25 protein-coding genes are annotated in these 22,290 nt (G+C 69.1%); 14 read left to right on the top strand and 11 right to left on the bottom strand.

Annotation, left to right across the window (positions count from 1 at the left end; genetic code table 11):
* Window positions 1-52 precede the first annotated feature (52 nt).
* Both RS83_RS03815 and RS83_RS03820 read left to right on the top strand, forming a co-directional pair.
* A complete protein-coding gene (locus RS83_RS03815) occupies window positions 53-1,381 on the top strand; it encodes a glutamyl-tRNA reductase (RefSeq protein WP_045278198.1) in 1,329 nt (442 codons plus the stop codon).
* Between the two features lie 59 nt (window positions 1,382-1,440).
* On the top strand, window positions 1,441-2,013 hold the full coding sequence (locus tag RS83_RS03820) for an HhH-GPD-type base excision DNA repair protein (RefSeq protein ID WP_045278199.1): 573 nt from the start codon (window positions 1,441-1,443) through the stop codon (window positions 2,011-2,013).
* A gap of 145 nt (window positions 2,014-2,158) precedes the next feature.
* On the opposite strand, the gene RS83_RS03825 is transcribed toward RS83_RS03820, so the two are convergent.
* Complete coding sequence (locus RS83_RS03825) at window positions 2,159-3,544, bottom strand: glycine--tRNA ligase (RefSeq protein ID WP_045278200.1); 1,386 nt, start codon at window positions 3,542-3,544, stop codon at window positions 2,159-2,161.
* 127 nt (window positions 3,545-3,671) lie between these two features.
* Here RS83_RS03825 and RS83_RS03830 point away from each other — a divergent pair, with 127 nt between their 5' ends.
* Together RS83_RS03830 and RS83_RS03835 are read left to right on the top strand one after the other, a co-directional pair.
* Window positions 3,672-5,141 (top strand): peptide MFS transporter, encoded by a 1,470-nt coding sequence (locus RS83_RS03830; RefSeq protein ID WP_045278201.1) that lies wholly within the window; start codon window positions 3,672-3,674, stop codon window positions 5,139-5,141.
* Window positions 5,142-5,187: 46 nt separating this feature from the next.
* Window positions 5,188-5,601, top strand: coding sequence for a VOC family protein (locus RS83_RS03835; RefSeq protein ID WP_045278324.1), 414 nt, complete (start codon window positions 5,188-5,190; stop codon window positions 5,599-5,601).
* A gap of 44 nt (window positions 5,602-5,645) precedes the next feature.
* Here RS83_RS03835 and RS83_RS03840 read toward each other — a convergent pair whose 3' ends face one another.
* Complete coding sequence (locus RS83_RS03840; RefSeq protein ID WP_045278202.1) at window positions 5,646-6,335, bottom strand: GNAT family N-acetyltransferase; 690 nt, start codon at window positions 6,333-6,335, stop codon at window positions 5,646-5,648.
* A 69-nt stretch (window positions 6,336-6,404) separates the two neighbouring features.
* Here RS83_RS03840 and RS83_RS03845 point away from each other — a divergent pair, with 69 nt between their 5' ends.
* Complete coding sequence (locus RS83_RS03845; protein WP_082071511.1) at window positions 6,405-7,847, top strand: MFS transporter; 1,443 nt, start codon at window positions 6,405-6,407, stop codon at window positions 7,845-7,847.
* A 24-nt stretch (window positions 7,848-7,871) separates the two neighbouring features.
* On the opposite strand, the gene RS83_RS03850 is transcribed toward RS83_RS03845, so the two are convergent.
* From RS83_RS03850 to RS83_RS03860, 3 genes are all read right to left on the bottom strand, one after another.
* Entirely contained in the window at window positions 7,872-8,465 is a 594-nt protein-coding gene (locus RS83_RS03850; RefSeq protein ID WP_045278203.1) for a dihydrofolate reductase family protein, read from the bottom strand.
* A 67-nt stretch (window positions 8,466-8,532) separates the two neighbouring features.
* Complete coding sequence (locus RS83_RS03855) at window positions 8,533-8,934, bottom strand: hypothetical protein (protein WP_045278204.1); 402 nt, start codon at window positions 8,932-8,934, stop codon at window positions 8,533-8,535.
* A gap of 17 nt (window positions 8,935-8,951) precedes the next feature.
* Window positions 8,952-9,896 carry a zinc-binding dehydrogenase gene (locus RS83_RS03860; protein ID WP_045278326.1) on the bottom strand — a complete coding sequence of 315 codons (945 nt, stop codon included), beginning with the start codon at window positions 9,894-9,896 and terminating at the stop codon, window positions 8,952-8,954.
* A gap of 72 nt (window positions 9,897-9,968) precedes the next feature.
* Between RS83_RS03860 and RS83_RS03865 the strand changes: the two genes are divergently transcribed.
* Window positions 9,969-10,382, top strand: a complete 414-nt coding sequence (locus RS83_RS03865) for a MarR family winged helix-turn-helix transcriptional regulator (RefSeq protein ID WP_045278205.1) — start codon at window positions 9,969-9,971, stop codon at window positions 10,380-10,382.
* 45 nt (window positions 10,383-10,427) lie between these two features.
* Here the strand turns inward: RS83_RS03865 and RS83_RS03870 are convergent, their stop codons facing one another.
* The 3 genes from RS83_RS03870 to RS83_RS03880 all read right to left on the bottom strand — a co-directional run bounded on the left by RS83_RS03870 (window position 10,428) and on the right by RS83_RS03880 (window position 14,066).
* Window positions 10,428-11,381: a serine hydrolase gene (locus RS83_RS03870; RefSeq protein WP_045278206.1), complete on the bottom strand. Its 954-nt coding sequence runs from the start codon at window positions 11,379-11,381 to the stop codon at window positions 10,428-10,430.
* 111 nt (window positions 11,382-11,492) lie between these two features.
* On the bottom strand, window positions 11,493-13,478 hold the full coding sequence (locus RS83_RS03875; protein ID WP_045278207.1) for a M13 family metallopeptidase: 1,986 nt from the start codon (window positions 13,476-13,478) through the stop codon (window positions 11,493-11,495).
* A 33-nt stretch (window positions 13,479-13,511) separates the two neighbouring features.
* Window positions 13,512-14,066, bottom strand: coding sequence for a DUF1992 domain-containing protein (locus tag RS83_RS03880; protein ID WP_197072058.1), 555 nt, complete (start codon window positions 14,064-14,066; stop codon window positions 13,512-13,514).
* A 105-nt stretch (window positions 14,067-14,171) separates the two neighbouring features.
* Here RS83_RS03880 and RS83_RS03885 point away from each other — a divergent pair, with 105 nt between their 5' ends.
* On the top strand, window positions 14,172-15,494 hold the full coding sequence (locus tag RS83_RS03885) for an MATE family efflux transporter (protein ID WP_045278209.1): 1,323 nt from the start codon (window positions 14,172-14,174) through the stop codon (window positions 15,492-15,494).
* Window positions 15,495-15,611: 117 nt separating this feature from the next.
* A complete protein-coding gene (locus RS83_RS03890) occupies window positions 15,612-15,899 on the top strand; it encodes a hypothetical protein (RefSeq protein ID WP_045278210.1) in 288 nt (95 codons plus the stop codon).
* Between the two features lie 25 nt (window positions 15,900-15,924).
* On the opposite strand, the gene RS83_RS03895 is transcribed toward RS83_RS03890, so the two are convergent.
* Window positions 15,925-16,392, bottom strand: a complete 468-nt coding sequence (locus tag RS83_RS03895; protein ID WP_045278327.1) for a VOC family protein — start codon at window positions 16,390-16,392, stop codon at window positions 15,925-15,927.
* 81 nt (window positions 16,393-16,473) lie between these two features.
* Window positions 16,474-17,103, bottom strand: a complete 630-nt coding sequence (locus RS83_RS03900; protein ID WP_045278211.1) for a TrmH family RNA methyltransferase — start codon at window positions 17,101-17,103, stop codon at window positions 16,474-16,476.
* A 70-nt stretch (window positions 17,104-17,173) separates the two neighbouring features.
* On the opposite strand from RS83_RS03900, the gene RS83_RS03905 reads away from it, so the two are divergent.
* Genes RS83_RS03905 through RS83_RS18920 form a run of 6 tightly spaced genes read left to right on the top strand, consistent with a single transcriptional unit; the run spans window position 17,174 to window position 21,056 of the window.
* Entirely contained in the window at window positions 17,174-18,460 is a 1,287-nt protein-coding gene (locus RS83_RS03905; protein ID WP_045278212.1) for an Nramp family divalent metal transporter, read from the top strand.
* Window positions 18,461-18,479: 19 nt separating this feature from the next.
* Window positions 18,480-18,782 (top strand): hypothetical protein, encoded by a 303-nt coding sequence (locus RS83_RS03910; RefSeq protein ID WP_045278213.1) that lies wholly within the window; start codon window positions 18,480-18,482, stop codon window positions 18,780-18,782.
* A gap of 48 nt (window positions 18,783-18,830) precedes the next feature.
* Complete coding sequence (locus tag RS83_RS03915) at window positions 18,831-19,463, top strand: metal-dependent transcriptional regulator (protein WP_045278214.1); 633 nt, start codon at window positions 18,831-18,833, stop codon at window positions 19,461-19,463.
* A 43-nt stretch (window positions 19,464-19,506) separates the two neighbouring features.
* Entirely contained in the window at window positions 19,507-20,319 is an 813-nt protein-coding gene (locus RS83_RS03920) for an HAD-IIA family hydrolase (RefSeq protein WP_045278215.1), read from the top strand.
* A gap of 3 nt (window positions 20,320-20,322) precedes the next feature.
* Window positions 20,323-20,892, top strand: a complete 570-nt coding sequence (locus RS83_RS03925) for a YdeI/OmpD-associated family protein (RefSeq protein WP_045278216.1) — start codon at window positions 20,323-20,325, stop codon at window positions 20,890-20,892.
* On the top strand, window positions 20,889-21,056 hold the full coding sequence (locus RS83_RS18920) for a hypothetical protein (RefSeq protein WP_197072059.1): 168 nt from the start codon (window positions 20,889-20,891) through the stop codon (window positions 21,054-21,056). Before RS83_RS03925 ends, RS83_RS18920 begins: the two co-directional genes overlap by 4 nt.
* A gap of 31 nt (window positions 21,057-21,087) precedes the next feature.
* Here the strand turns inward: RS83_RS18920 and RS83_RS03930 are convergent, their stop codons facing one another.
* Window positions 21,088-22,245 (bottom strand): anhydro-N-acetylmuramic acid kinase, encoded by a 1,158-nt coding sequence (locus tag RS83_RS03930; RefSeq protein ID WP_045278217.1) that lies wholly within the window; start codon window positions 22,243-22,245, stop codon window positions 21,088-21,090.
* Window positions 22,246-22,290: the final 45 nt, after the last annotated feature.

Genomic DNA, 22,290 nt, shown 5'->3' on the forward strand with positions numbered 1-22,290 from the left:
CCGCTGAAGGGCGGCGGCGGCCGGGCCTGCGCACGAGGGGTACAATCGAAGGGTGCTGCTGTGTGTCACGGCGAGTCACAAGACCGCCTCCTTCGACCTGCTCGAACGCCTGAGCCGCACCCCCGACGGCGTCGCCCCCACCCTTGTGGAGATGACTCCGTGCGTGCAGGGTGCCGTTGTTCTCGCGACGTGCAACCGGTTCGAGGCGTACGTGGAAATGGACGAACCGGTCACCGCGGCAGGCGCGATCGGCGTCGAAGCAGTGCTGGAAGCCGTCGAATCCGTCACCGGTGTCCCGGCCAGCGAGCTGGATGGTGCGTACACCGTGCACGCCGGCCGCCGCGTCGCCGAGCACCTGTTCTCCGTGGCCTCCGGCCTCGAATCGGTCGTCTCCGGTGAGGGTGAGATCGCGGGCCAGGTGCGCCGCGCGCTGAAGTCGGCCCGCAAGGAGGGCACCACCTCCCCCGAGCTCGAGCGCCTGTTCCAGCGCGCCAGCCAGGCGCAGCGCAAGGTCAAGAACGTCACGGCCCTCGGTCGCGCCGGCCGCTCGCTCGTGCGACTCGCCCTCGAGCTCGCAGACAGCCGCATCGTCGACTGGTCCGCTGAGCGCGTGCTGCTCGTCGGCACCGGCGCCTACGCCGCGGTCACGCTCGCCACACTGCGTGAGCGAGGCGCGGTCGACATCTCCGTCTACTCCCCCTCCGGCCGAGCCCACATCTTCGCCGCGAAGCACGGTCTTCGTGCGATCTCCGCCGAGGACTACGCCCGCACCGCCGCGCACTCCAGCCTGCTGATCACCTGCACCTCTGCCACCGAGCCCGTCCTCGGCATCGAGCACCTGCAGCGTCCGGCCGGCCTCGCTGCGGTCGGCTGCCCCGTCGACCCCTCGACAGGAGCCTCGGCATCGCACCACCAGCTCGTCGTCGACCTCGGCATGCCGCGCAACGTCGACCCGGCCGTCGCATCGCTCGACGGCGTCGCGCTGCTCGACCTCGAGACCATCCGCCTGCACGCCCCGCTCGAAGAGCTGCAGGCGACGGATGCCGCGCGCACCGTCGTGCGAGAAGCCGCAGACACCTTCCACGTCGTCGGCGCACGCCAGAGCGTCATCCCCTCCGTGGTCGCGCTGCGCTCGCACATCTTCACGCTGCTCGAGAGCGAGATCGCACGCGCACGCGCACGCGGCGACGAGGACGGCAAGGTCGAGCAGGCGCTGCGGCACCTGTCCGGCGTGCTGTTGCACACGCCGACCGCACGCGCGCATGAGCTCGCCGCCGCCGGTCGCGCCGACGAGTTCGCCGCAGCGATCAGCGCGCTGTACGGCATCGCGCCGGCGGCAGCATCCGACGCCGACGACGACTCGGCATCCTCCATCGCCTGAGCCAGCGCGCAGCCGCTCACCCGAGCGCGGAAGTTCCGGCCTGATGCCAGACTGGACGCATGGCCCTGCACATCACCGGCGACACCGACGCCGACGCCCTGCTGACCGACAACCCGCTCGCGCTGCTGGTTGGCATGCTGCTCGACCAGCAGGTGCCGATGGAGACCGCGTTCGCCGGTCCGCTCAAGATCGAACAGCGCACGGGCGCCGCTGACGCCACGGCCATCGCGAGCATGGCACCGGACGAATTCCTCGAGGCCTTCAAGCAGACGCCGGCCGTGCACCGTTTCCCCGGATCGATGGCGACGCGCGTGCAGACCTTGTGTCAGACGCTCGTCGACGATTGGGGCGGAGACGCTGCGGCGCTGTGGACCAAGGGCGACCCCTCGGGCGCCGAGGTCCTGAAGCGACTCAAGGCACTGCCCGGGTTCGGCGAGCAGAAGGCCAAGATCTTCCTCGCGCTGCTCGGCAAGCAGTACGGCTTTGAGGGCGAGGGCTGGCGCGAGGCCGCCGGCGCCTATGGGGAGGACGGCTCGTTCCGCAGCGTGGCCGACATCGTGTCGCCGGAGTCGTTGACGAAGGTGCGCGAGCACAAGAAGGCCATGAAGGCAGCCGCGAAGGCCGCGAAGTAGGGCACGAGACCGCTGGCTGACCCTCCGCCGAGCGGCCCCCTTGTGCGCGAACCGGCCCCTTGCGGACGTTCACAAGGGGCCGGTTCGCGCGCAAGGGGGTGGCTCAGCAGGTTGCCGGGGCGGGATGCCGGGGCGGGATGCCGGGTCAGGCGCCCTTCAGGCGCTCGGCGAGGTACTCGTGCAGCGTGTCGATCGAGACGCGCTCCTGCGCCATGGTGTCGCGGTCGCGCACCGTGACGGCACGGTCGTCGAGGGAGTCGAAGTCGACCGTGACGCAGAACGGGGTGCCGATCTCGTCCTGGCGGCGGTACCGGCGACCGATCGCACCGGCGTCGTCGAAGTCCACCGACCACGAGCCGCGCAGCGTGTCGGCGACCTCGCGGGCCAGCGGCGAGAGGCGCTCGTTGCGCGACAGCGGCAGCACGGCGGCCTTCACCGGCGCGAGACGCGGGTCGAGCTTCAGCACGGTGCGCACGTCGGTGCCGCCCTTGGCGTTGGGCACTTCCTCCTCGCGGTAGGCGTCGACGAGGAACGCCATCATCGCGCGGGTGAGGCCGAACGACGGCTCGATCACGTACGGCGTGTAGCGCTCGCCCGTGGCCTGGTCGAAGTACGTCAGGCTCTGGCCGGATGCCTCGCTGTGGCTCGACAGGTCGTAGTCGGTGCGGTTGGCGACGCCCATGAGCTCGCCCCACTCCTTGCCGGTGAAGCCGAACTTGTACTCGACGTCGATGGTGCCGGCGGAGTAGTGCGCGCGGTCGTCTTCCGGCACGTCGAACTGACGCATGTTCTCGGGGTCGATGCCGAGGTCGATGAACCAGTTCCAGCAGGCTTCGACCCAGTGCTCGAACCACTCCTGGGCCTCGGCCGGCGGGGTGAAGAACTCGATCTCCATCTGCTCGAACTCACGGGTGCGGAAGATGAAGTTGCCGGGGGTGATCTCGTTGCGGAACGCCTTGCCGACCTGGCCGATGCCGAACGGCGGCTTCTTGCGGCTCGCGGTGAGCACGTTCGAGAAGTTCACGAAGATGCCCTGCGCCGTCTCGGGGCGGAGGTAGTAGAGGCCAGACTCGTCGTCGACGACGCCGAGGTAGGTCTTCACCAGACCCGAGAAGGCCTTGGGCTCGGTGTACTGGCCCTTCGTGCCGCAGTTCGGGCACGGGATGTCGGCGAGACCGTTCTCGGCCTTGCGGCCCTTGCGCGCCTCGAAGTCCTCGATGAGGTTGTCGGCGCGGAAGCGCTTGTGGCACTGCAGGCACTCGACGAGCGGGTCGGTGAAGGTCGCGACGTGACCGGATGCCTCCCACACGCGCTTCGGCAGGATGATGCTGGAGTCCAGCCCCACCATGTCGCCACGGCCGCGCACGAACGTCTGCCACCACTGCCGGCGGATGTTCTCCTTGAGCTCGGTGCCGAGGGGGCCGTAGTCCCATGCAGAACGGGAACCGCCGTAGATCTCACCGGCCTGGAAGACGAACCCGCGGTGGCGGGCGAGGGCGATGACCTTGTCGAGGCGGGACTGTTCGGCCATGGTGGCTCCAATGGTCGGATGCGGGAGGGACCCGTGAACACGGGCGTCCCCATTCTATCCGCGGTCCAGCTGGGACTCCGAGCCCACCAGCTGGGACTCTGAGCCCGTCGAAGAGTACCGTCGAGGGATGAGCGCAGCGCAGCCCACCCATCGGACCCGCGACGACAACACCCGATTCTTCGGCCAGCCGTGGTCCTTGGTCCATGTGTTCGGCGTGGAGATGTGGGAGCGGTTCAGCTTCTACGGCATGCAGGGCATCCTGCTCATCTACCTGTACTTCTCGGTCTCGCAGGGCGGGCTCGGCATCCCCGAGGCGGTCGCCGGTGGCATCGTCGGCGCCTACGGCGGTTCGGTGTACCTGTCCACGATCCTCGGGGCGTGGGTCGCCGACCGGCTCTTCGGGTCGGAGCGCGTGCTCTTCGTCAGCGCGATCGTGATCGTGGCAGGGCACCTCGCGCTCGCGCTGCTGCCTGGTCTCGTCGGCGTCGGCGTCGGCCTCGTGCTCGTCGCGCTCGGCTCCGGCGGGCTCAAGGCCAACGCCACCGCGGTCGTCGGCACCCTCTATGCCCCGGACGACGACCGCCGCGACGCCGGCTTCTCGCTGTTCTACCTCGGAATCAACCTCGGCGCCTTCATCGGACCGATCCTCACCGGCATCCTGCAGTCCACGCTCGGCTTCCACTGGGGCTTCGGCCTGGCCGCCGTCGGGATGACGCTCGGACTCGTGCAGTACTCGTTCGGGCGTCGCTCGTTGCCGGCAGCAGCGCGCGAGGTGCCGAACCCGCTCCCGGCATCGCGCTACCCCCTCGTCGGACTCATCGCCGCCGGGGCCATCGCACTCATCGCGGTGCTCCTGCTGCTCGGCGTGATCCGCGCCGACAACCTCTCGACCATCGTGATCGGCGGCACGCTCGTCGCCGCCATCGCCTACTTCGCGGTGATCCTCACGAGTCGGCGCATCGACAGCACCGAGCGCTCGCGCGTCTGGGGCTTCCTGCCGCTCTTCATCACCAGCGTCGCGTTCTGGTCGCTGTACCAGCAGCAGTTCACGGTGCTGACGCTGTACGCCTCTGAGCGCCTCGACCGGAACATCTTCGGCTTCGAGATGCCGATCCCGTGGGTGCAGTCGATCAACCCGGTCTTCATCATCATCCTGTCGGGCGTCTTCGCCGCGATCTGGACCCGCCTCGGCAAACGCCAGCCGTCGACGCCGGTCAAGTTCGGCCTGAGCGCGATCATCATGGGCTCGGCGTTCCTGCTGTTCCTCCCCTTCGCCGGCGGCGGGGAGAACTCCACACCGCTGCTCGCGATCGTCGGCATCCTCTTCGTCTTCACCGTCGCCGAGCTGCTGCTCTCGCCGGTCGGGCTCTCGGTCACCACGAAGCTCGCGCCAGCGGTGTTCCACACGCAGATGGTGGCGCTGTTCTTCCTCTCGATCGCGCTGGGTACGGCGATCTCCGGCTGGCTGGTGCAGTTCTACGATCCGAAGAACGAGGTGCCGTACTTCTCGATCCTCGGCACGATCGCGATCGTCGTCGGCATCGGACTCCTGCTGTCGATCAAGCCGGTGCTCCGGCTCATGAAGGGTGTGCGCTGAGCTGCACCCGTTCCGAACGTCGGATGCCGGTGCCAGACTCGTCGGCATGGAACAGCGCGTCAGCTTCATCACACTCGCAGTGGCAGACCTCGCCGGCAGCCGGGCGTTCTACGTCGACGGCCTCGGTTGGGAGCCGATCTTCTCGGGCGACGACGTCCTGATGTTCCCGGTGGCCGAACGGGTCATCCTGTCGCTGTGGTCGGTCGAGGGGTTCACCGCCGAAGTGGGCGAGGCCCCGGCATCCGGCATCGCACCGCTCACACTGTCGCACAACCTCGCGACCCCCGCAGAGGTCGATGAGGTGCTCGCCGAGGCGGCGCGGCTGGGCGCGACCGTGAGCCCGGCCCAGCAACGGGAATGGGGCGGGTATTCCGGATACTTCGTCGACCCTGACGGGTTCCGATGGGAGATCGCGGTCAACCCCGGCGAGACCGGGGAGTTCGTGCTGCCGCCGCGATGACGGCGATGCCACCGCGCTGACGGCGATGCCACCGGCGGTGCGACTCAGGCGGTGAAGAGGTATCCGCGTTCGACATCGAAGCCCGCGATGCGCAGGCCCCGCCCGAGGATCTCGGCCATCTCCGCGCGCAGACGCGTCCGCCATTCGTGTGCAGCAGCCGGGTCCGATTCCCGCAGGGCCTCGATGTCGGCGGGGATCTCGAGCGTCTCCACGATGTCATCGGATGCGGGCGGCTTCGCGATGTCGGCGAGCGCCCATTCGACGTCGAGGCGGTCGCTCTCGTCGCCGGCGTCGCCACCGCCGAAGATGCCGTAGCGGTTCACCGAGTACCCGGTGGCCCTGGCACCCAGCACCGACAGGAAGAAGTGCGCGTTGCGCGCCACGAGCGGGTCGAACGTCCACGTGATGCGTCCGACGTCGCGCGAGAACGCCCACTGGCGCTGGTGCTCCTTGAGCTCCCGACCCCAACCGCGGCCACGGAACTCCGGGAGCAGCGCGGTGATGTGCGAGTGCATCGCACGCCGGGCCGGCTCGCCGAAGAAGGCGATCGAGGCACCGACCATGCGCTCGTCATCGCCCTCGCCGTCGAAGAAGCCGACGACGTAATTGCCCGACTGCTGCAGCGCCCGCAGCGTGCCGGCATCGACCACGCGCTGTGGACCCCTGATGGAGTCGAGCAGGGCCTGCGCATCGAGGATGAGTTCAACGGTGTCGAGATCACGGATGGTTCGCACCCGCCCAGTCTGCCAGTCCTGAACGCCTTCGGTGACCCCGGTGCCCGCTGGCGCCGATAGCCTTGGGCAGTGGGTTCGAACGATGACAAGGCCAGGAAACGTCTCTCTCGAACCCCTCCCAAGTGGGCGATCGTCGCGGTGCTCGCATTCGCCGGCCTCTGCTCGTCGTTCATGTTCACGCTGGTCGTGCCGCTGCAGGCCGAGCTGCCGCAGCTGCTGAACGCCTCCCGCGAGGACACCACGTGGGTCGTGACGATCACGCTGCTGGTCGCCGCCGTCGCCACCCCCATCTCCGGCCGTCTCGGCGACATGTACGGCAAACGCCGCGTCGTCATCGTGCTGCTGGTCCTGCTCATCATCGGCTCCGTGATCGCGGCGGTGTCCGGGTCGATCGTCGGCGTCATCATCGGCCGCGCGCTGCAGGGCGCCGTCACCGGCGTGGTCCCGCTCGGCATCGCGATCATGCGCGACGTCCTCCCGACGAACCGGCTCGGCACCGCGGTCGCGCTCATGAGCGCCACGATGGGCGTCGGCGGTGCGATCGGGATGCCGGTGGCCGCCCTGCTCGCGAAGAACGCCGACTGGCACTGGCTGTTCTGGCTCGCGGCAGCGCTCGGCGTGATCGGGCTCGCCCTGGTGCTCGCCGTCGTCCCCGAGGACGTGCTCCGCTTCCCCGGCCGCCTCGACGTGCTCGGCGCCATCGGCCTCGCGATCGGCCTCACCGGACTGCTGCTGTTCGTCTCGCGCGGCGCGGAATGGGGCTGGACCTCACCGCTCGCGCTCGCCTGCGTCATCGGCGGCGTCGTCGTGCTGCTGGTGTGGGGCTGGTACCAGCTGCGCACGAAGGATCCGCTGCTCGATCTGCGCGTCGCCGCGCGACCGGCGGTCCTGTTCACGAACATCGCTGCGATCGGCATGGGCTTCGCCCTGTTCGCCTCGAACGTGACCTTCCCGCAGCTGCTGGAGGGCCCGGCGGCCGGCGGATTCGGCTTCGGGCTCGACATGGTCGCCGCCGCGCTGGTCATCATGCCGGCCGGCCTCGTGATGATGATCATCTCGCCGCTGTCCGGCTGGCTCGAGCGCACGGTCGGCCCACGACCGCTCTTCACTGTCGGCGCGGTCGCGATCGTGCTCGCCTACGTGTTCGTGCTGCTGTGGTCGAGCGAGGTGTGGCACATCCTCGTCGGCAACCTGCTGATCGGCGTCGGCATCGGCTTCACGTTCGCTGCGATGCCGATGATCATCATGCGCTCGGTGCCGGCGAACGAGACGGGGGCATCGAACGGCCTGAACGCCCTGTTCCGTTCGGTCGGCACCTCCAGCGCCTCCGCGGTGATGGGCGGGGTCCTCGCCGCCATGAGCGTCGAAGTGGGCGGGGTGTTCGTGCCGACGCGCGCCGCGTTCGAGGTGTGCTTCTGGCTGGCGATCGCCGCCGGCATCATCGCCGTCGTGTTGTCGCTGTTCATCCCGAAGCAGCGCGGCGCCGAGCAGCATCCGTCCCTGCCGCACTAGCCCTTCGCCGCGAACCCGCGCCGCTCAGAGCCGGCGATAGGTGATGTGCGTGACGAGCGAGGTCGCACGCACCGACACCCGCTCGAGCCGCTGCGGAGGGACGCCGTCGAAGACCCGCACCCCCGCACCGAGGATGCTGGGCGTGATGTGCAGTCGCAGCTCGTCGAGGAGACCGGCTGCGAGGAACTGGTTCACCGTGGTCGGGCCGCCCGCGATCGAGATGCGCTGATCCCCCGCCGCCTCCCGCGCCTGCGCGAGGGCCGACTCGATGCCGTCGGTGACGAAGTGGAAGCTCGTGCCGCCCTGCATCTCGATCGGCGCGTGCGGGTGGTTCGTGAGCACGAACACCGGGTTGCGGTACGGCGGCTCGTCGCCCCACCAGCCGCGCCAGTCGCGATCCCACTCGCCGCGAACGGGGCCGAACATGTTCCGCCCCATGATGGTCGCGCCGGATTCGACGATGGCGTCGACCTCGGGCTTGTTCTCCTCGTAGGCGTCGAACATCCAGTCGTGCAGCCAACTCGTGTCGATGTCGCCGAAGGGTGACTCCTCGGTCTGGTTCAGGCCGGTCGCGTACCCGTCGGCCGAGACGGCGAGATCACTGAAGACGATGCCCATGCTGACTCCTCATCAGCGCGACCCGCCTGGTCGCGCTCCTCTGGTCTACGCGGTCGACGCGTACGCGTCAACGAGAGATCTCGCGCGGATCGGGATCGTCGGCACGCGGCTGCCGCAGTCGATCCGGGATCGGCCAGGCCAGCACGAACTGCGCGGTCGACGGCCGGGTCATGTCGCCGAAGTCGTCGAGCTTCACCACGATGCGGCCGGGCGCGCCGTCGTCGTCCGGCGTCACCTCGAGCAGGCGCACCCGCAACGGACGATCGCCTTCGCCCTCCAGCATCCACGGGTCGGCCAGCCAGGCTATGCCGTGCTCCTCGAGCGCGGCCTCGGCATCGAGCCACTCGGTCGCATCGGATGCCGGTCGACCGAGCACATCGACCGCGACCCAGAGATCGCCCTCGGGGTGGATCCAGCCGAGCAGCTCGCCGTCATCGCGTCGATGCGGGGTCCAGTCCGGTCGGGGCATCCGATGATCATACTCAGTCAGAGGGTGAGTACGAGTCGACTCGCACCCTGCTCGCTCACCGCATTCCAGGCCGCCTCGACATCGGTGGCCGGCACGGCGGTCGAGGCGCTCACGATCGTCCCATCTGCGATGAGTCCGACGATCTCGGGAAGCTCTTCGACGAAGGCCGAACGACCGACCGAGCCCTGGCCGCTGCCCACGATCGTCAGGCCGGACGACCGGAGCGCCGCCGACGGGATCGCCGCGTCCTGACCAGCGGATGCTCCGATGGAGATCCAGTCGAGCCGGGAGCTGCGCATCGTCCTCGCCGTCACGACAGCGCGCATGACATCGGCTCCCGGTCGCCCCCAGACGTAGTCGAGGACAACATCGACGTCTGCGGCGACCCGTCCGATCGTCTCGAGGTCACCCAGCGGCACGATCTCGTCCGCTCCGAGCGCAGGCAGCCCCTCGAGCCGAGCCGTGTCACGGCCACTGGCGATCACCTGCGCGGCACCGAGGTGCTTCGCGACCTGGACAGCGGCGGATCCCGCAGCGCCCGTCGCTCCCAGGATCAGCACACGGGCGTCGAGCGGGAACGCGATGCGGTGGCGAAGCGCCACCCACGACGACATGACCGGGTTCGCCGCGGCAGCGATCGCAACCGGGTCTGCACCATCGGGGAGCATCACACTGGCTCGCGGGTCGACGGCGACACGTTGAGCGATCGAGCCCCGGGTGTCGCTGCCGACCGCGAAATAGCGCATGGTGCCGTCCGGGAATCGGCCGACGCCGTCGACTCCTGGAATCAGCGGAAGCGAGCCCTCACTCGTGTAGTGGGAGCCAGCCGCCTGCGAGCGCACCCGCGGATGCACGCCCGCCGCGACGACGTCGACGACGACCTCACCGCTGAGCGGCTCTGGCTCTGCGAACTGCTGCCAGACCGGTGCGGCGCCGAATGCGTTGACCACTACTGCGAACATGACGTCCTCCATTTACTTCGTGATACGAACTATATTAGTTCGCATCACGAAGCTGTCAAGTAGTCTCGAGCCATGCATCACAACCCCGATGACGACCTCATCGACGCCCTCGGACAGACAGCGTTCATGACGATGGGTGTGCTGACCGGACTCGCTGCCGACGCCGGTCTCTCGCTCACACAGCTGCGCGTGCTTGCGATCCTGCGAGATCGACGGCTGCGGATGAGCGATCTCGCCGAGTATCTGGGGCTGGAGAAGTCCACGATGTCCGGGCTGGTCTCGAGAGCGGAACGAGCCCGGCTCCTCGCCCGCGTGCCGAACGAACAGGACGCCCGCTCCGTCGACGTCGTGCTCACGGACCGAGGGCGCGACGTCGCCGACTCGCTCACCGTCGCCCTGCGCGACACGCTGCTTCCACTCACCGAGCGCATCTCCGTCGCAGACCGCCACGCGCTCGCCGCGCTGCTGCGCCGCATGCTCCCCTGAATCCGTCGATCCCCTGAATCCGTCGATCCGAACGTCGGGCTCGCGTCAGTGCGTGTACTCCATGAGTTCCACGCCGAGCACACGGAACGCGTCGTGCGCACGCAGCCGGTGCGTGATCGAGAGGTCGTCGAAGCAGACGATGAGCGAGTATGCGACGCCGGCCCGCGGACCCGCGAGCACGCCGGCCTCAGCACGGACGCCGCGGTCGCGACCGGTCTTGTTCACGAACAGCAGCCCGTGGGCGTCGTGATCGTGCGAGAACGGATCGAGACCGGTGGACGCAGCCACCAGGCTGAGGTCCTGGTTGAGGCTGAGCCACTCGGACACCTGGGCGCTCACGGTGGCGTCGACCACGGCCGAGTTGACGAGCGCGGAGAAGAGCCCGGCGAGCTCGCGCGTCGAGCCGACCGCGACATGCGGCGCGTCGTCAGGGCCCCGCTGATCGCGGAACCGGTCGAGCAGCGCGGTGCGCCGGAGGCCGATGCTCTCGATGCGCTCCCGGACGCGCTCGTGGCCGACCCTTCGCAGCAGCGCGTTCACGGCGATCGGGTCGCCGGCGGTCGCGGCCAGCACCGCCAGGTCTTCCAGCGGCAGCGCGGGCGCGTGCAGATTGCGCCAGAGGCCGGACGTCGTCACAGCATCGATGCTCCCGCGCTCCACGATCTCGAGAGGATCGAGCTCGCCGCTCTCGAAGCCGGCCGCCACCTCGATCAGCAGCGGCACCACGCCGAGCCCGGCGACCGGCATCGTGACGTGGTCGTCGCCGGCGAGCACGTGCTCGTGCGAGTCGAGATCGACGACGTGCACCGACACCTGGGCACCGGCATCCGCCAGCGTCTCGAGCGCACGCAGCGTCGAGGTGAACGAACGGCGTCCGACTGCGGCACGCCGAGGCAGCCTCCTGCTGGTGCTCTGCGAGCGGCGCAGCACGGCCCCGTCGGCGGGCGCTCCCTGCGCGGAGCCGAAGGGCTCAGGGAACGAGGGTGTGCGGGATCCCACGCATGATCCTTACGGAGAGGGCGGATGGGGGCGCCACTGCGGCGCTATCCCCAGCGGCACCGATATCGTAACGCCGACCGATGGGGATCTCTCACAGACTGCGACGCTTGGTCACCAGATCGTCACACGCTCGTCTTCGGGCAGCCACAGAGCATCCTTCTCGCCGACCTCGAACGCCTCGTAGAAGGCGTCGATGTTGCGCACGATCTGGTTGCAGCGGAACTCGTTCGGCGAATGCGGGTCGATCGTCAGCAGTCGCAGCGTCTCGGCCTCCCGGCCCTTCTGCTGCCAGACCTGCGCCCAGGAGAGCAGCAGGCGCTGCACACCCGTGTACCCGTCGATGACCGGCCCTTCGACAGGCTCAGCGACCGACGGGTCCGCGCGGAGCGACAGCTCGTACGCCTTGAGGGCGATGCCGAGGCCACCGAGGTCGCCGATGTTCTCGCCGATCGTGAGCGCGCCGTTCACGTGATGCTCGGGCGCGAGGCCCTCCGGCACCAGCGCGTCGTACTGGGCGATGAGCGCCTTGGTGCGCTCCTCGAACGCCGTGCGGTCAGCATCCGTCCACCAGTCCTCGAGGCGTCCGTCGCCGTCGTAGCGGCTGCCCTGGTCATCGAAGCCGTGGCCGATCTCGTGCCCGATGACCGCGCCGATGCCGCCGTAGTTCGCCGCAGCATCGCGCCCTGCGTCGAAGAACGGGTACTGCAGGATCGCCGCCGGGAACACGATCTCGTTCATCGAGGGGTTGTAGTACGCATTCACCATCTGCGGCGGCATGTGCCACTCGTCGCGGTCGATCGGCGTACCGACCTTGTCGACGTGACGGTCGTGCTCGAAGATCGCCGCGCGACGCACGTTGCCGAACAGGTCGGCGCGGTCGATGGTCAGGCTCGAGTAGTCGCGCCAGACATCGGGGTGTCCGATCTTCGGCGTGAAGGAGTCGAGCTTGGCGAGCGCGCGCTCGCGCGTCTCGGCGGTCATCCACTCGAGCTCCGTGATGCTCTGGCGGTACGCCTCGATCAGGTTCGCGACCAGCTCGTCCATCGCGGCCTTCGCGGTCGACGGGTAGTGCCGCTCGACGTAGACCTTGCCGATCGCCTCGCCGAGCGCGCCCTCGGTCACCGAGACACCGCGCTTCCAGCGTTCGCGGATGGTGGGGACGCCGGTGAGCTCGGTGCCGTAGAACGAGAAGTTCTCCTGCACGAGGTCATCAGTCAGGTACGGGGCCGCTGCATGCACGACCTGGGCGCGCAGCCACGCCTTCCAGTCGTCGAGGCGCTCGGCGGTGAGCAGCGTGCCGAGTCCCTCGAGGAAGCTCGGCTGCGACACCACGACCTCGGCGAAGGCCGCAGGATTCGACGGGGCGACGGCGTCGCGCCACGGCGCGAGGTCGACACCGGCGAGCTCCTGGATCTCGTCCCAGGTCTTCAGGTTGTAGGTCGCGACCGCATCACGGCTCTTCACGTTGTCCCAGTGGTGACCGGCGAGCTCGGTCTCGAGGGCGATCGCGCGGTCGGCATCCTCGGCGGCATCCGGGATCCCGCCGAGCGTCAGCAGCCGCTCGAGGTGCGCGCGGTACGCGGCTCTGGTGCCCTCGAACGTCTCGAGACGGAAGTAGCTCTCGTCCGGGAGCGACAGACCCGACTGCACGACGACGGGGACGTAGCGCTCCGGGTTCCCCGGGTCGCCGTCGACGTAGAAGCCGATCAGGTGCGCTCGGCCGTCACGGTCGTACGCGCCGACCGTCCGCAGGAACGAGGGGATGCTGTCGATCGCGTCGATCTCGGCGAGGGTCTCGGCCAACGGCGAGGTGCCGGCAGCCGCGATGCGCTCGGTGTCCATGAAGCTCGCGAACAGGTCGCCGATCTTCCGCGCCAGGGTGCCCTCTTCGGCATCCTGCGATTCCTCGATGATGGCGCGCACATCCTTCTCGGCCTGCTCGGCGAGGAGGTGGAACGACCCCCATCTCGCCTTGTCGCCCGGGATCTCGGTGCGGGCGATCCAGGCACCGTTCACATGACGGTAGAGGTCGTCCTGCGGGCGGATGTCGGAGCTGAACTCGGAAACGGCGAGGCCCACGGGAAGCACGTCAGTCATGCATCCCACCCTATGACGCGCACGGCAGGCAGGTCACTCGCTTCGGCGAATCCGCCACCTGCGACGACGGCTCTGCGCAGGTGCAGGATCGGATGCCGGCGGCCGCGCCAGCCGGCGCTCCGCCCAGGCCGCGACCGTCGCATCGATGTCGCGCGGCGAGGTCACCACCGGCGGCCCGCCCTGCAGCTGTCGTCGAGCCTCGATCACGCGGCGGTTGAAGTCCTCGAGCACGCTGCGCACATCGGACTCGCGACCGAGCAGATCGAGTTCCGCGTCGAGCCCCTTGTCCTCGGCGCGCAGCAGGATCGCGGGCGGACCGAGACCCGTGAGGTTCTCGGTCTCGATCTTGCGGCGGATCCACCAGTCGGGATCGTGATGGCCGTCGAGGCCCTCGAGCGGCTTGCCGGCGCCGGGAAGATCGTCGAAGTCGCCGCGGCGGATGGCGACCTGGATCGCCGTCTCGATGAACGCGGCCCGATCCACAGCTGCGCCGATGCCGGGCGGCGTCCCGCCCTCGTCATCGCCGTCCGGGCTCGTGCCCTGCTGTCGCGCGCGGTACTGGGCTGCGGCTTCGCGAGGATCCGACATGATGCACCTCCGTGGCATCCGTTCCCTCCAGCGTACGATGCCACCGCCGGGTCGAGGCTGGCACGTCGAGGCTGGCACGTCGGTGCCAGCCCATAGGCTCGGAGGATGACCGCGCGCCCCTCCCTCAACCGAGAGATCCTGCGCCTCGCGGTCCCCGCGCTCGGCGCGCTGATCGCGGAGCCCGCGTTCCTGATCGTGGACGCAGCGCTCATCGGACACCTGGGCACCACACCGCTCGCGGGGCTCGGGATCGCCGGCGCGGTGCTGCAGACCATCGTCGGGCTCATGGTGTTCCTGGCGTACTCCACCACGCCGGCGGTCGCGCGGCGCTTCGGCGCTGGCCAGCCTGGCGAAGCCGTCTCGGTCGGCATCAACGGCATGTGGCTCGCGCTGGGACTCGGCGCCGTGCTCGCGGTCGTCGGCGCCGTGTCGTCGCCCTGGCTGGTCTCGCTGTTCGGCGCCGGCGAGGCCGTGTCCGAGCAGGCGAACGACTACCTCGTGATCTCGATGTGGGGGCTCCCCGCGATGCTGATCGTGTTCGCGGCGACCGGGCTGCTGCGCGGGATGCAGGACACCGTCACGCCGCTGTGGATCGCCGGGCTCGGCTTCGGCGCGAACGCACTGCTGAACGTGTTGTTCATCTACGGGTTCGGGTGGGGCATCGCCGGCTCCGCCGCCGGCACGATCACGGCCCAGTGGGGCATGGTCGGCGCCTACGTCCTGGTCATCCGACGCCTCGCGACCAGGCACAACGCCTCGTTGCGCGCGCAGCGCGAGGGCATGGGCAGCACGGCGCGCTCGGGCGGCTGGCTCTTCCTGCGCACCGTGAGCCTGCGCGTCGCCCTGCTCGCGACCGTGGGCGTCGCGACCGGCATCGGCGCCGATGAGCTCGCCGGGTGGCAGATCGTCTTCACGATCTTCTCGGCGGCTGCCTTCGCGCTCGACGCGCTCGCGATCGCGGCGCAGGCCCTGATCGGCAAGGAGCTCGGCGCCGGCGACCAGCCGCAGGTGCGTCGCGTGCTCGGCCGCACCGTCGCCTGGGGAGCATGGTTCGGCGTGATCGTCGGTGCGATCATCGCGGCGCTGTCCGGCGTGCTCGGCATCGTCTTCACCGGATCGGCCGAGGTCGCGTCTCTCGTGCAACCCGCACTGCTGGTGCTGGCGGTCGCGCAGCCGGTCGCCGGGGTCGTCTTCGTGCTCGACGGCGTGCTGATGGGGGCGAACGACGTGCGCTACCTCGCGATCGCCGGTGGCCTGAACCTCGTGCCGTTCCTCCCGGCGCTGTGGATCATCGCGGCGCTCGGCGTCGGCGGCAGCGCCGGCTTGATCTGGCTCTCGCTCGCGTTCTTCGGCATCTACCTGCTCGCTCGCCTCGCGACGCTCGGCTGGCGGGTCCGGTCGGGGCGCTGGTTGACAGCGGGCGTCTAGTCCTCCACGGGTACTGAGGAGAACGAGTTCTCCCCAGTACCTGAAACCCCCGGAATACTGGGCTCCGTATCCCTGGTGCGCTCGACATCATCGAGGCACACTGAAGGGATGTTGGGGATGAACGAACCACAGATCTGGACACTGATCGGTGTCTTCGCGGCTGGAATGATCGGCACGGTCACGCTGATCTCGACCATGTTCGTGCGGATGATGCGCGACGGGTTCCACGGCGTGCGGACCGAGTTCGACAGCGTGCGAAGAGAATTCGACAGCGTACGGGCCGAGATCACCAGCGAGTTCGCGAGAGTGCGGATCGAGATCCGAGCCGTGAACGGGCGCATCGATCATCTGGATCGCGATGTCAACGCGATCTACCGCCACCTGTTCGGCATCGATCGGACCTGAACGGCCGCATCCGCCGAAGCCCCGTTCAGGCGGTCTCGAGTTCCTCGATCACGATCTTCTTCATGCGCATGAGCGCCTGGATCTGCTCAGGGCGCCGCTGCAGCCGGCCGAGGTCGGCGGGGACGATCTGCCAGCTGACGCCGAACCGGTCCTTGCACCAGCCGCACGCCTCGGCGTCGGGCACCGCCGAGAGCGCCTGCCAGTAGTGATCGATCTCGGCCTGGTCGGCGCACTCGATCACGAACGACACCGCCTCGGTGAACGAGAACGCCGGTCCACCGTCGATGCAACCGAACCGGGTGCCGTTCAGGGTGAACTCGCCGTTGATGACCTTCCCGCCCATGCCCTCGAAATGCTCGCTGAGGTTCTCGTCGGGATAGTGGGCGACCCGGTCGATCGACGAGTTGGGGAAGACCGAGACGTAGTAGTCCATCGCCTCCTGCGCGGAGTCGTGGAACCAGAGATACGGACGGATGGGCACCGGACCTGCCATGTCGGCCTCCTCGATCGGCACTCACGCTACGCCCGCCGGCATCCCGTGTCGAGAGGCTTCAGGGCGTGATCAGCCCCGGGATCAGTCGGCGTACCGCCGGCACCACTCGTACATGATCACGGCGGCCGCCGCGCTGGCGTTGATCGACCTCGTCGACCCGTACTGGGTGATCTCGATGTGGGCGGATGCCGCGGCGAGCGCTTCGGCCGAGAGCCCAGGGCCTTCCTGGCCGAACAGCAGCACGCAGCGCTCAGGCAGTTCGGCGCGGTCGACGGGCACGGAGCCCGCGACGTTGTCGACGGCGACGATCGGCATCCCCTCCCCTACTGCCCAGGCCGCGAAGGTCTCGATGTCCTCGTGGTGCACGACGTGCTGGTACCGGTCGGTGACCATGGCACCGCGCTTGTTCCAGCGGCGTCGCCCGATGATGTGCACGGTGTCGGCGAGGAACGCGTTGGCGCTGCGCACGATCGAGCCGATGTTCATGTCGTGCTGCCAGTTCTCGATCGCGACGTGGAACGGATGCCGGTGCGTGTCGAGCTCGGCGACGATCGCCTCCATGCGCCAGTACCGGTAGCGGTCGATCACGTTGCGGGTGTCGCCGTGCTCGAGCAGCTCGGGGTCGTACTGCTCGCCCTCGGGCCATGCAGCGCGTCCGCCCGGCCACGGTCCGACGCCGTGCGTGCTGCGTTCCGGGGTCTGCTCATCCATCCAGCAAGGCTATCCGCCGCATCGTCGAAGAAATATTTAGGCACACCGAAAAATCCGCTACGATTTCGGTATGCCGAAAAGCTCCGACACCATCGCGGCTCCTGCCACACGCACGACCCCACCCCGCAGCCTGTGGCTGCTGGGTCCGGCCCTCGTCGCCGGTGTCGCGTACCTCGATCCCGGCAACGTCGCCAGCAACATGACCGCTGGTGCCACGTACGGCTACCTGCTGGTATGGGTCGTCGTCGCGGGCAACGTCATGGCCTGGCTGATCCAGTACCTCTCGGCGAAGCTCGGTGTCGTCACCGGCCAGAGCCTGCCGCAGGTGCTCGGCTCGCGCATCCGCAATCGCTGGGCGCGCCGCTCCTACTGGCTGCAGGCCGAGCTCGTCGCCATGGCGACCGACCTCGCCGAGGTGATCGGCGGCGCGGTCGCCCTGCACCTCCTGTTCGACGTGCCGCTGCTCCTCGGCGGAATCATCACCGGAGTCGTGTCCATGGTCCTGCTCGCGGTGCAGAGCCGCCGCGGGCCCCGGCCGTTCGAGTTCGTGATCATCGGGCTCATGGCGATCATCACGATCGGCTTCGTCGCCGGGGTCTTCGTCGCCCCGCCGGACCCGGCCGGCGTCGTCGGCGGCCTCGTGCCGCGCTTCGAGGACACCGGATCGGTGCTGCTCGCGGCATCCATCCTCGGTGCGACGATCATGCCGCACGCGATCTACGCGCACTCCTCGCTGACCCGCGACCGCTTCGGCGCCACGACCACCCACGCCGGCGACGAGGCCGTGCGTACCGAGACCTCGCGTATCCGCCGCCTCCTCAGGGCAACCCGCTGGGACGTGTCGATCGCGATGATCATCGCCGGGTCCGTGAACCTCGCCATCCTGCTCCTCGCCGCCGCGAACCTCGCCGGTGTCGAGGGCACCGACTCGCTCGAGGGCGCGCACGCGGCCCTCGCCACCGGCCTCGGCCCGGTCGTCGCGACGTTCTTCGCGGTGGGCCTGCTCGCCTCCGGCCTCGCCTCGACCTCGGTCGGCGCCTACGCGGGGGCCGAGATCATGCACGGCCTCCTGCACGTGCGGATCCCCCTGCTCGCGCGCCGCCTGGTGACGCTGATCCCCGCACTCGTGATCCTCGGCATCGGGGTCGACCCCACGCTCGCGCTCGTGCTCAGCCAGGTGGTGCTGTCGTTCGGCATCCCGTTCGCATTGATCCCGCTCGTCATCCTGACGGCGCAGCGACGCACCCTCGGGATCTGGGCGAACCGCGCATGGACGACCGCAGCCGGCGTCATCGCGTCGGTGCTGCTGATCGCGCTCAACGGTGCACTGCTGTGGCTGGTGATCACCGGGGCGTGAGCCCGGATAGGCTCGGAGCATGTCCGCCCAGAACGCCCGCCGCAGCATCCGCATCCTCACCTGGATCGGCATCGCGACCGGCGTGATCGGCGGCCTGCTCGTCGCCTTCCCGACCGTCATCGGCGACGCCAGCCCGTGGGTGCAGCTCGCCCTCGGCATCGCGACCCTCGTACTGGCGTTCCGCGCCCGCAGGATCGGCATCGCCGAGATCGAGGGATTCGACGGCCGCCTCTCACTGTTCGCGGCCCTGCTCGGCTTCCTGGTCTGCTTCTTCGCCGGCCAGGCAGCCTTCGGCATCCTCGTCGCGGTCGCGAACCCCTGACCCACGCCGAGCCCGATCGCTGAAATCGGCCTGATCTAGACTGGTCGGGTGGCATCCCCTGCAGCTGACGACTATCTGAAGACCGTCTACGCGCACACCGAATGGCAGGATGCCGCGATCACCCCGTCGGTCCTCGCCGCGAAGCTCGGCATCGCTCCGTCGTCGGTCACCGAGATGGTGAAGAAGCTCGCCGCAGCAGGACTCGTCTCGCACGTGCCCTACGGCGCGATCCGCCTGACGGATGCCGGCACGCAGCGCGCGCTGGCGATGGTGCGACGACACCGACTGGTCGAGACCTGGCTCGTGCGGGAGTTCGACTACCGCTGGGATGAGGTGCACGACGAGGCGGAGGTACTCGAGCACACGATCAGCGACCGGTTGCTCGAGGGCATCGACCTGCGGCTCGGACGCCCGCGGTTCGACCCGCACGGCGACGCGATCCCCGACGCCGATGGCCGCGTCGATCGTGAGCCCTTCGTGCTGCTGGCCGACGCTCCGGTGGGGCACGTGGGCCGCGTGCTGCGCGTGAGCGACGACGACCCGGAGATCCTGCGCGCCTTGGAATCCCACGGCGTCGATGTCGGCACGCAGGTCGAGGTCACCGCGAGCGGGGCGCGGATCGAAGGCGCTGCAGTGTCGTTGCCGGGCGGCGCGCTCTCCGCCGTGTGGTTGAGCGCCTGACCACACACTGCTGTCGCGGGAGCGCGCCCTCTAGGCTGAGCACATGGCACAACGCGACGACATCGAATGCTGGCTGACCGACATGGACGGCGTGCTCGTCCATGAGAACGACGCCATCCCCGGCGCCTCCGAGCTGCTCGCGGAGTGGGAGCGCAACGACATCCCGTACCTGGTGCTCACGAACAACTCGATCTTCACGGCGCGCGACCTGTCTGCGCGCCTCCGCACCAGCGGCCTGAACGTGCCGGAGCACCGCATCTGGACCTCGGCCCTCGCGACCGCCGACTTCCTGAAGCAGCAGCTCCCAGGCGGCTCCGCCTTCGTGATCGGCGAAGCCGGCATCCTCACCGCCCTGCACGACGCCGGCTTCATCATGACCGAGACGAATCCTGACTTCGTGGTCGTCGGCGAGACGCGCAACTACTCCTTCGAGGCCATCACGAAGGCGATCCGGCTGATCATCGGCGGCGCCCGCTTCATCGTCACGAACCCCGACGCGACCGGCCCGAGCGTCGACGGACCGCTGCCCGCGACCGGCGCGATCGCCGCACTCATCACGAAGGCCACCGGCAAGGAGCCCTACGTCGTCGGCAAACCGAACCCGATGATGTTCCGCTCCGCACTGAACAAGATCGGCGCGCACTCCAAGCGCACCGGCATGATCGGCGATCGCATGGACACCGATGTCGTCGCCGGCATCGAGGCGGGTCTGCACACGATCCTGGTGCTGACCGGCATCAGCGATCAGGCCGAGATCGAGAAGTACCCGTTCCGTCCTGACGAGATCGTGCAGTCGGTCGCCGACCTGCTGCCGCGGATCACCGAGACGATCACGACGGTCAAGACGAAGAAGTGATCGATGGGCGCGCTTGACGACGGCGAGCGGGTCACGGCAGCGGATGCCGCGACCTGGCGCGCGTGGCTCGAGGAGCACCACGCACGCACCGCCGGCGTCTGGCTGCTGAGCGTTCGCGGCAAGGCGGCCGGCGGCGTCGGCTACGAGGACGCCGTGCGTCAGGCCCTCTGCTTCGGGTGGATCGACGGCCCGGTGCGCACCTTCGACGATCAGACCGTCGGCCAGTGGTTCTCACCGCGTCGCCCTGCCAGCGGCTGGGCGGCGACGAACAAGGCCCGCATCGCGGAGCTCGAAGCTGCAGGCCTGCTCGCCGCGGCCGGCATCCGCGCACTCGACGTCGCGAAGGCGAACGGCGCCTGGGAGATGCTCGACGGGCCGGAGGCGGGGTTCGAGCCGCCCGAGTTCGCCGCGGCACTCGACGCGTCGCCGGAGGCTCGCGCGAACTGGGACGGGTTCCCGAAGTCGGTCAAGAAGTTCGGGTTGACGCACATCGCGATGGCGAAACGACCGGAGACGCGCTCTGCGCGCATCGCGAAGATCGTGGCGGATGCCGCGGAGGGGAAGCGCCCATGAATCAGAGCGACCTGCTGTTCCTGGTGCTCATCCTGATCACCTCGAGCACCCTCGTCATCTTCGTGGTGCAGTTCGTGCGCTCCCGCCGACGTGGCGGTGACGGTGAAGACGAAGGCCGCGCCGGCTGGTGGGAAGGCCCCTGGGACGACGACCGCAAGTCCTGACGCCGTTCAGCGGTTCAGCGGTTCGGGCGACTCAGGGCGTGTGCAGCACGAGGCTCGTCACGGCGGCCACCGGCTCCGGCATCCGCAACGGGCCCGCTCCTGGGGTGATGGTGCCGAGGATGCGCGGCTCACGAGCACCGGTGCCGCCGGGGATGACGGCCGGCACCCCGTGCAGCGTGCACCAACCGATCAACGCGAAGAGCACCGCCTCCTTGTTGTCGGCTGACGCGCCGAGCTCGTCTGCGAGCACCACCTCGACCTCTGGCAGCGCGTCGCGAAGCCCCTGCATGATGAGCGGGTTGCGGCAGCCGCCACCCGACACCGCGAGGTAGTCGACACCTGCGGCGCGGACGTCGTTCGCGACGGTCCGCACCGTCAGCTCGGTGAGGGTGCGGATCAGATCGGGCACGCCGATCTCGCCGTGCGCGTCGACCAGGGCCCGCACATAGTCGAGGTGGAAGTGCTCCTTGCCGGTGCTCTTCGGCGCCGGCAGGGCGTAGTACGGGTCGGCGAGCAGCGCGTCCAGCAGGACCTGATCGACGGCGCCGGTGCTGGCGATCGCGGCATCCTCGTCGTACCCGAGGTCGTTGAGCCGTTCCGCGACCACGACCGCGTCGACGAGGGCGTTGGCCGGGCCGACGTCGTACGCCGAGATGCCGTCGCCCACGATGGTGATGTTCGCGATGCCGCCGAGGTTCAGCGCGGCAGCGGTGCCGTCGCGGCCGCGGAGCAGCAGTTCGTCGAGGAACGACACCAGCGGAGCACCGTGCCCGCCGGCGGTGATGTCGCGGATGCGCACATCCGACACCACCGGAGCGCTGACGCGCTCGGCGATCCAGGCCGGCTGGCCGATCTGCAGCGTGCCGAGGGCGTGCCCCTCATCGACCCAGTGGAAGACGGTCTGACCGTGCGTGCAGACGGCATGGACACCGCCGACCGCTGCCGCGGCATCCGCGGCGACTGCGGCGAACGCCTGTCCGATCAAGGTGTCGAGCTCGCACATCTCGGCGAAGGTGGTCTGTGCCGGGGGCAATGCAGCGACCAGGCGAGCGCGCAGCTCCGGCGCATAGGGCACGCTGTCCTCGTGCAGCACGGTGCCGCGCAGGGCGCCGTCGGTCTCCTGGAAGTCGACGACCGTCACGTCGATGCCATCGTGTGAGGTGCCCGAGAGCAGGCCGAGTACGCGCACGCGCAGTCCTTCCGTCGTCTGCTCCGAGCCTACGACGTATTTGTT

It is taken from the genome of Microbacterium oxydans (assembly GCF_000956525.1).
In the GTDB taxonomy this organism is placed as follows: domain Bacteria; phylum Actinomycetota; class Actinomycetes; order Actinomycetales; family Microbacteriaceae; genus Microbacterium; species Microbacterium oxydans_A.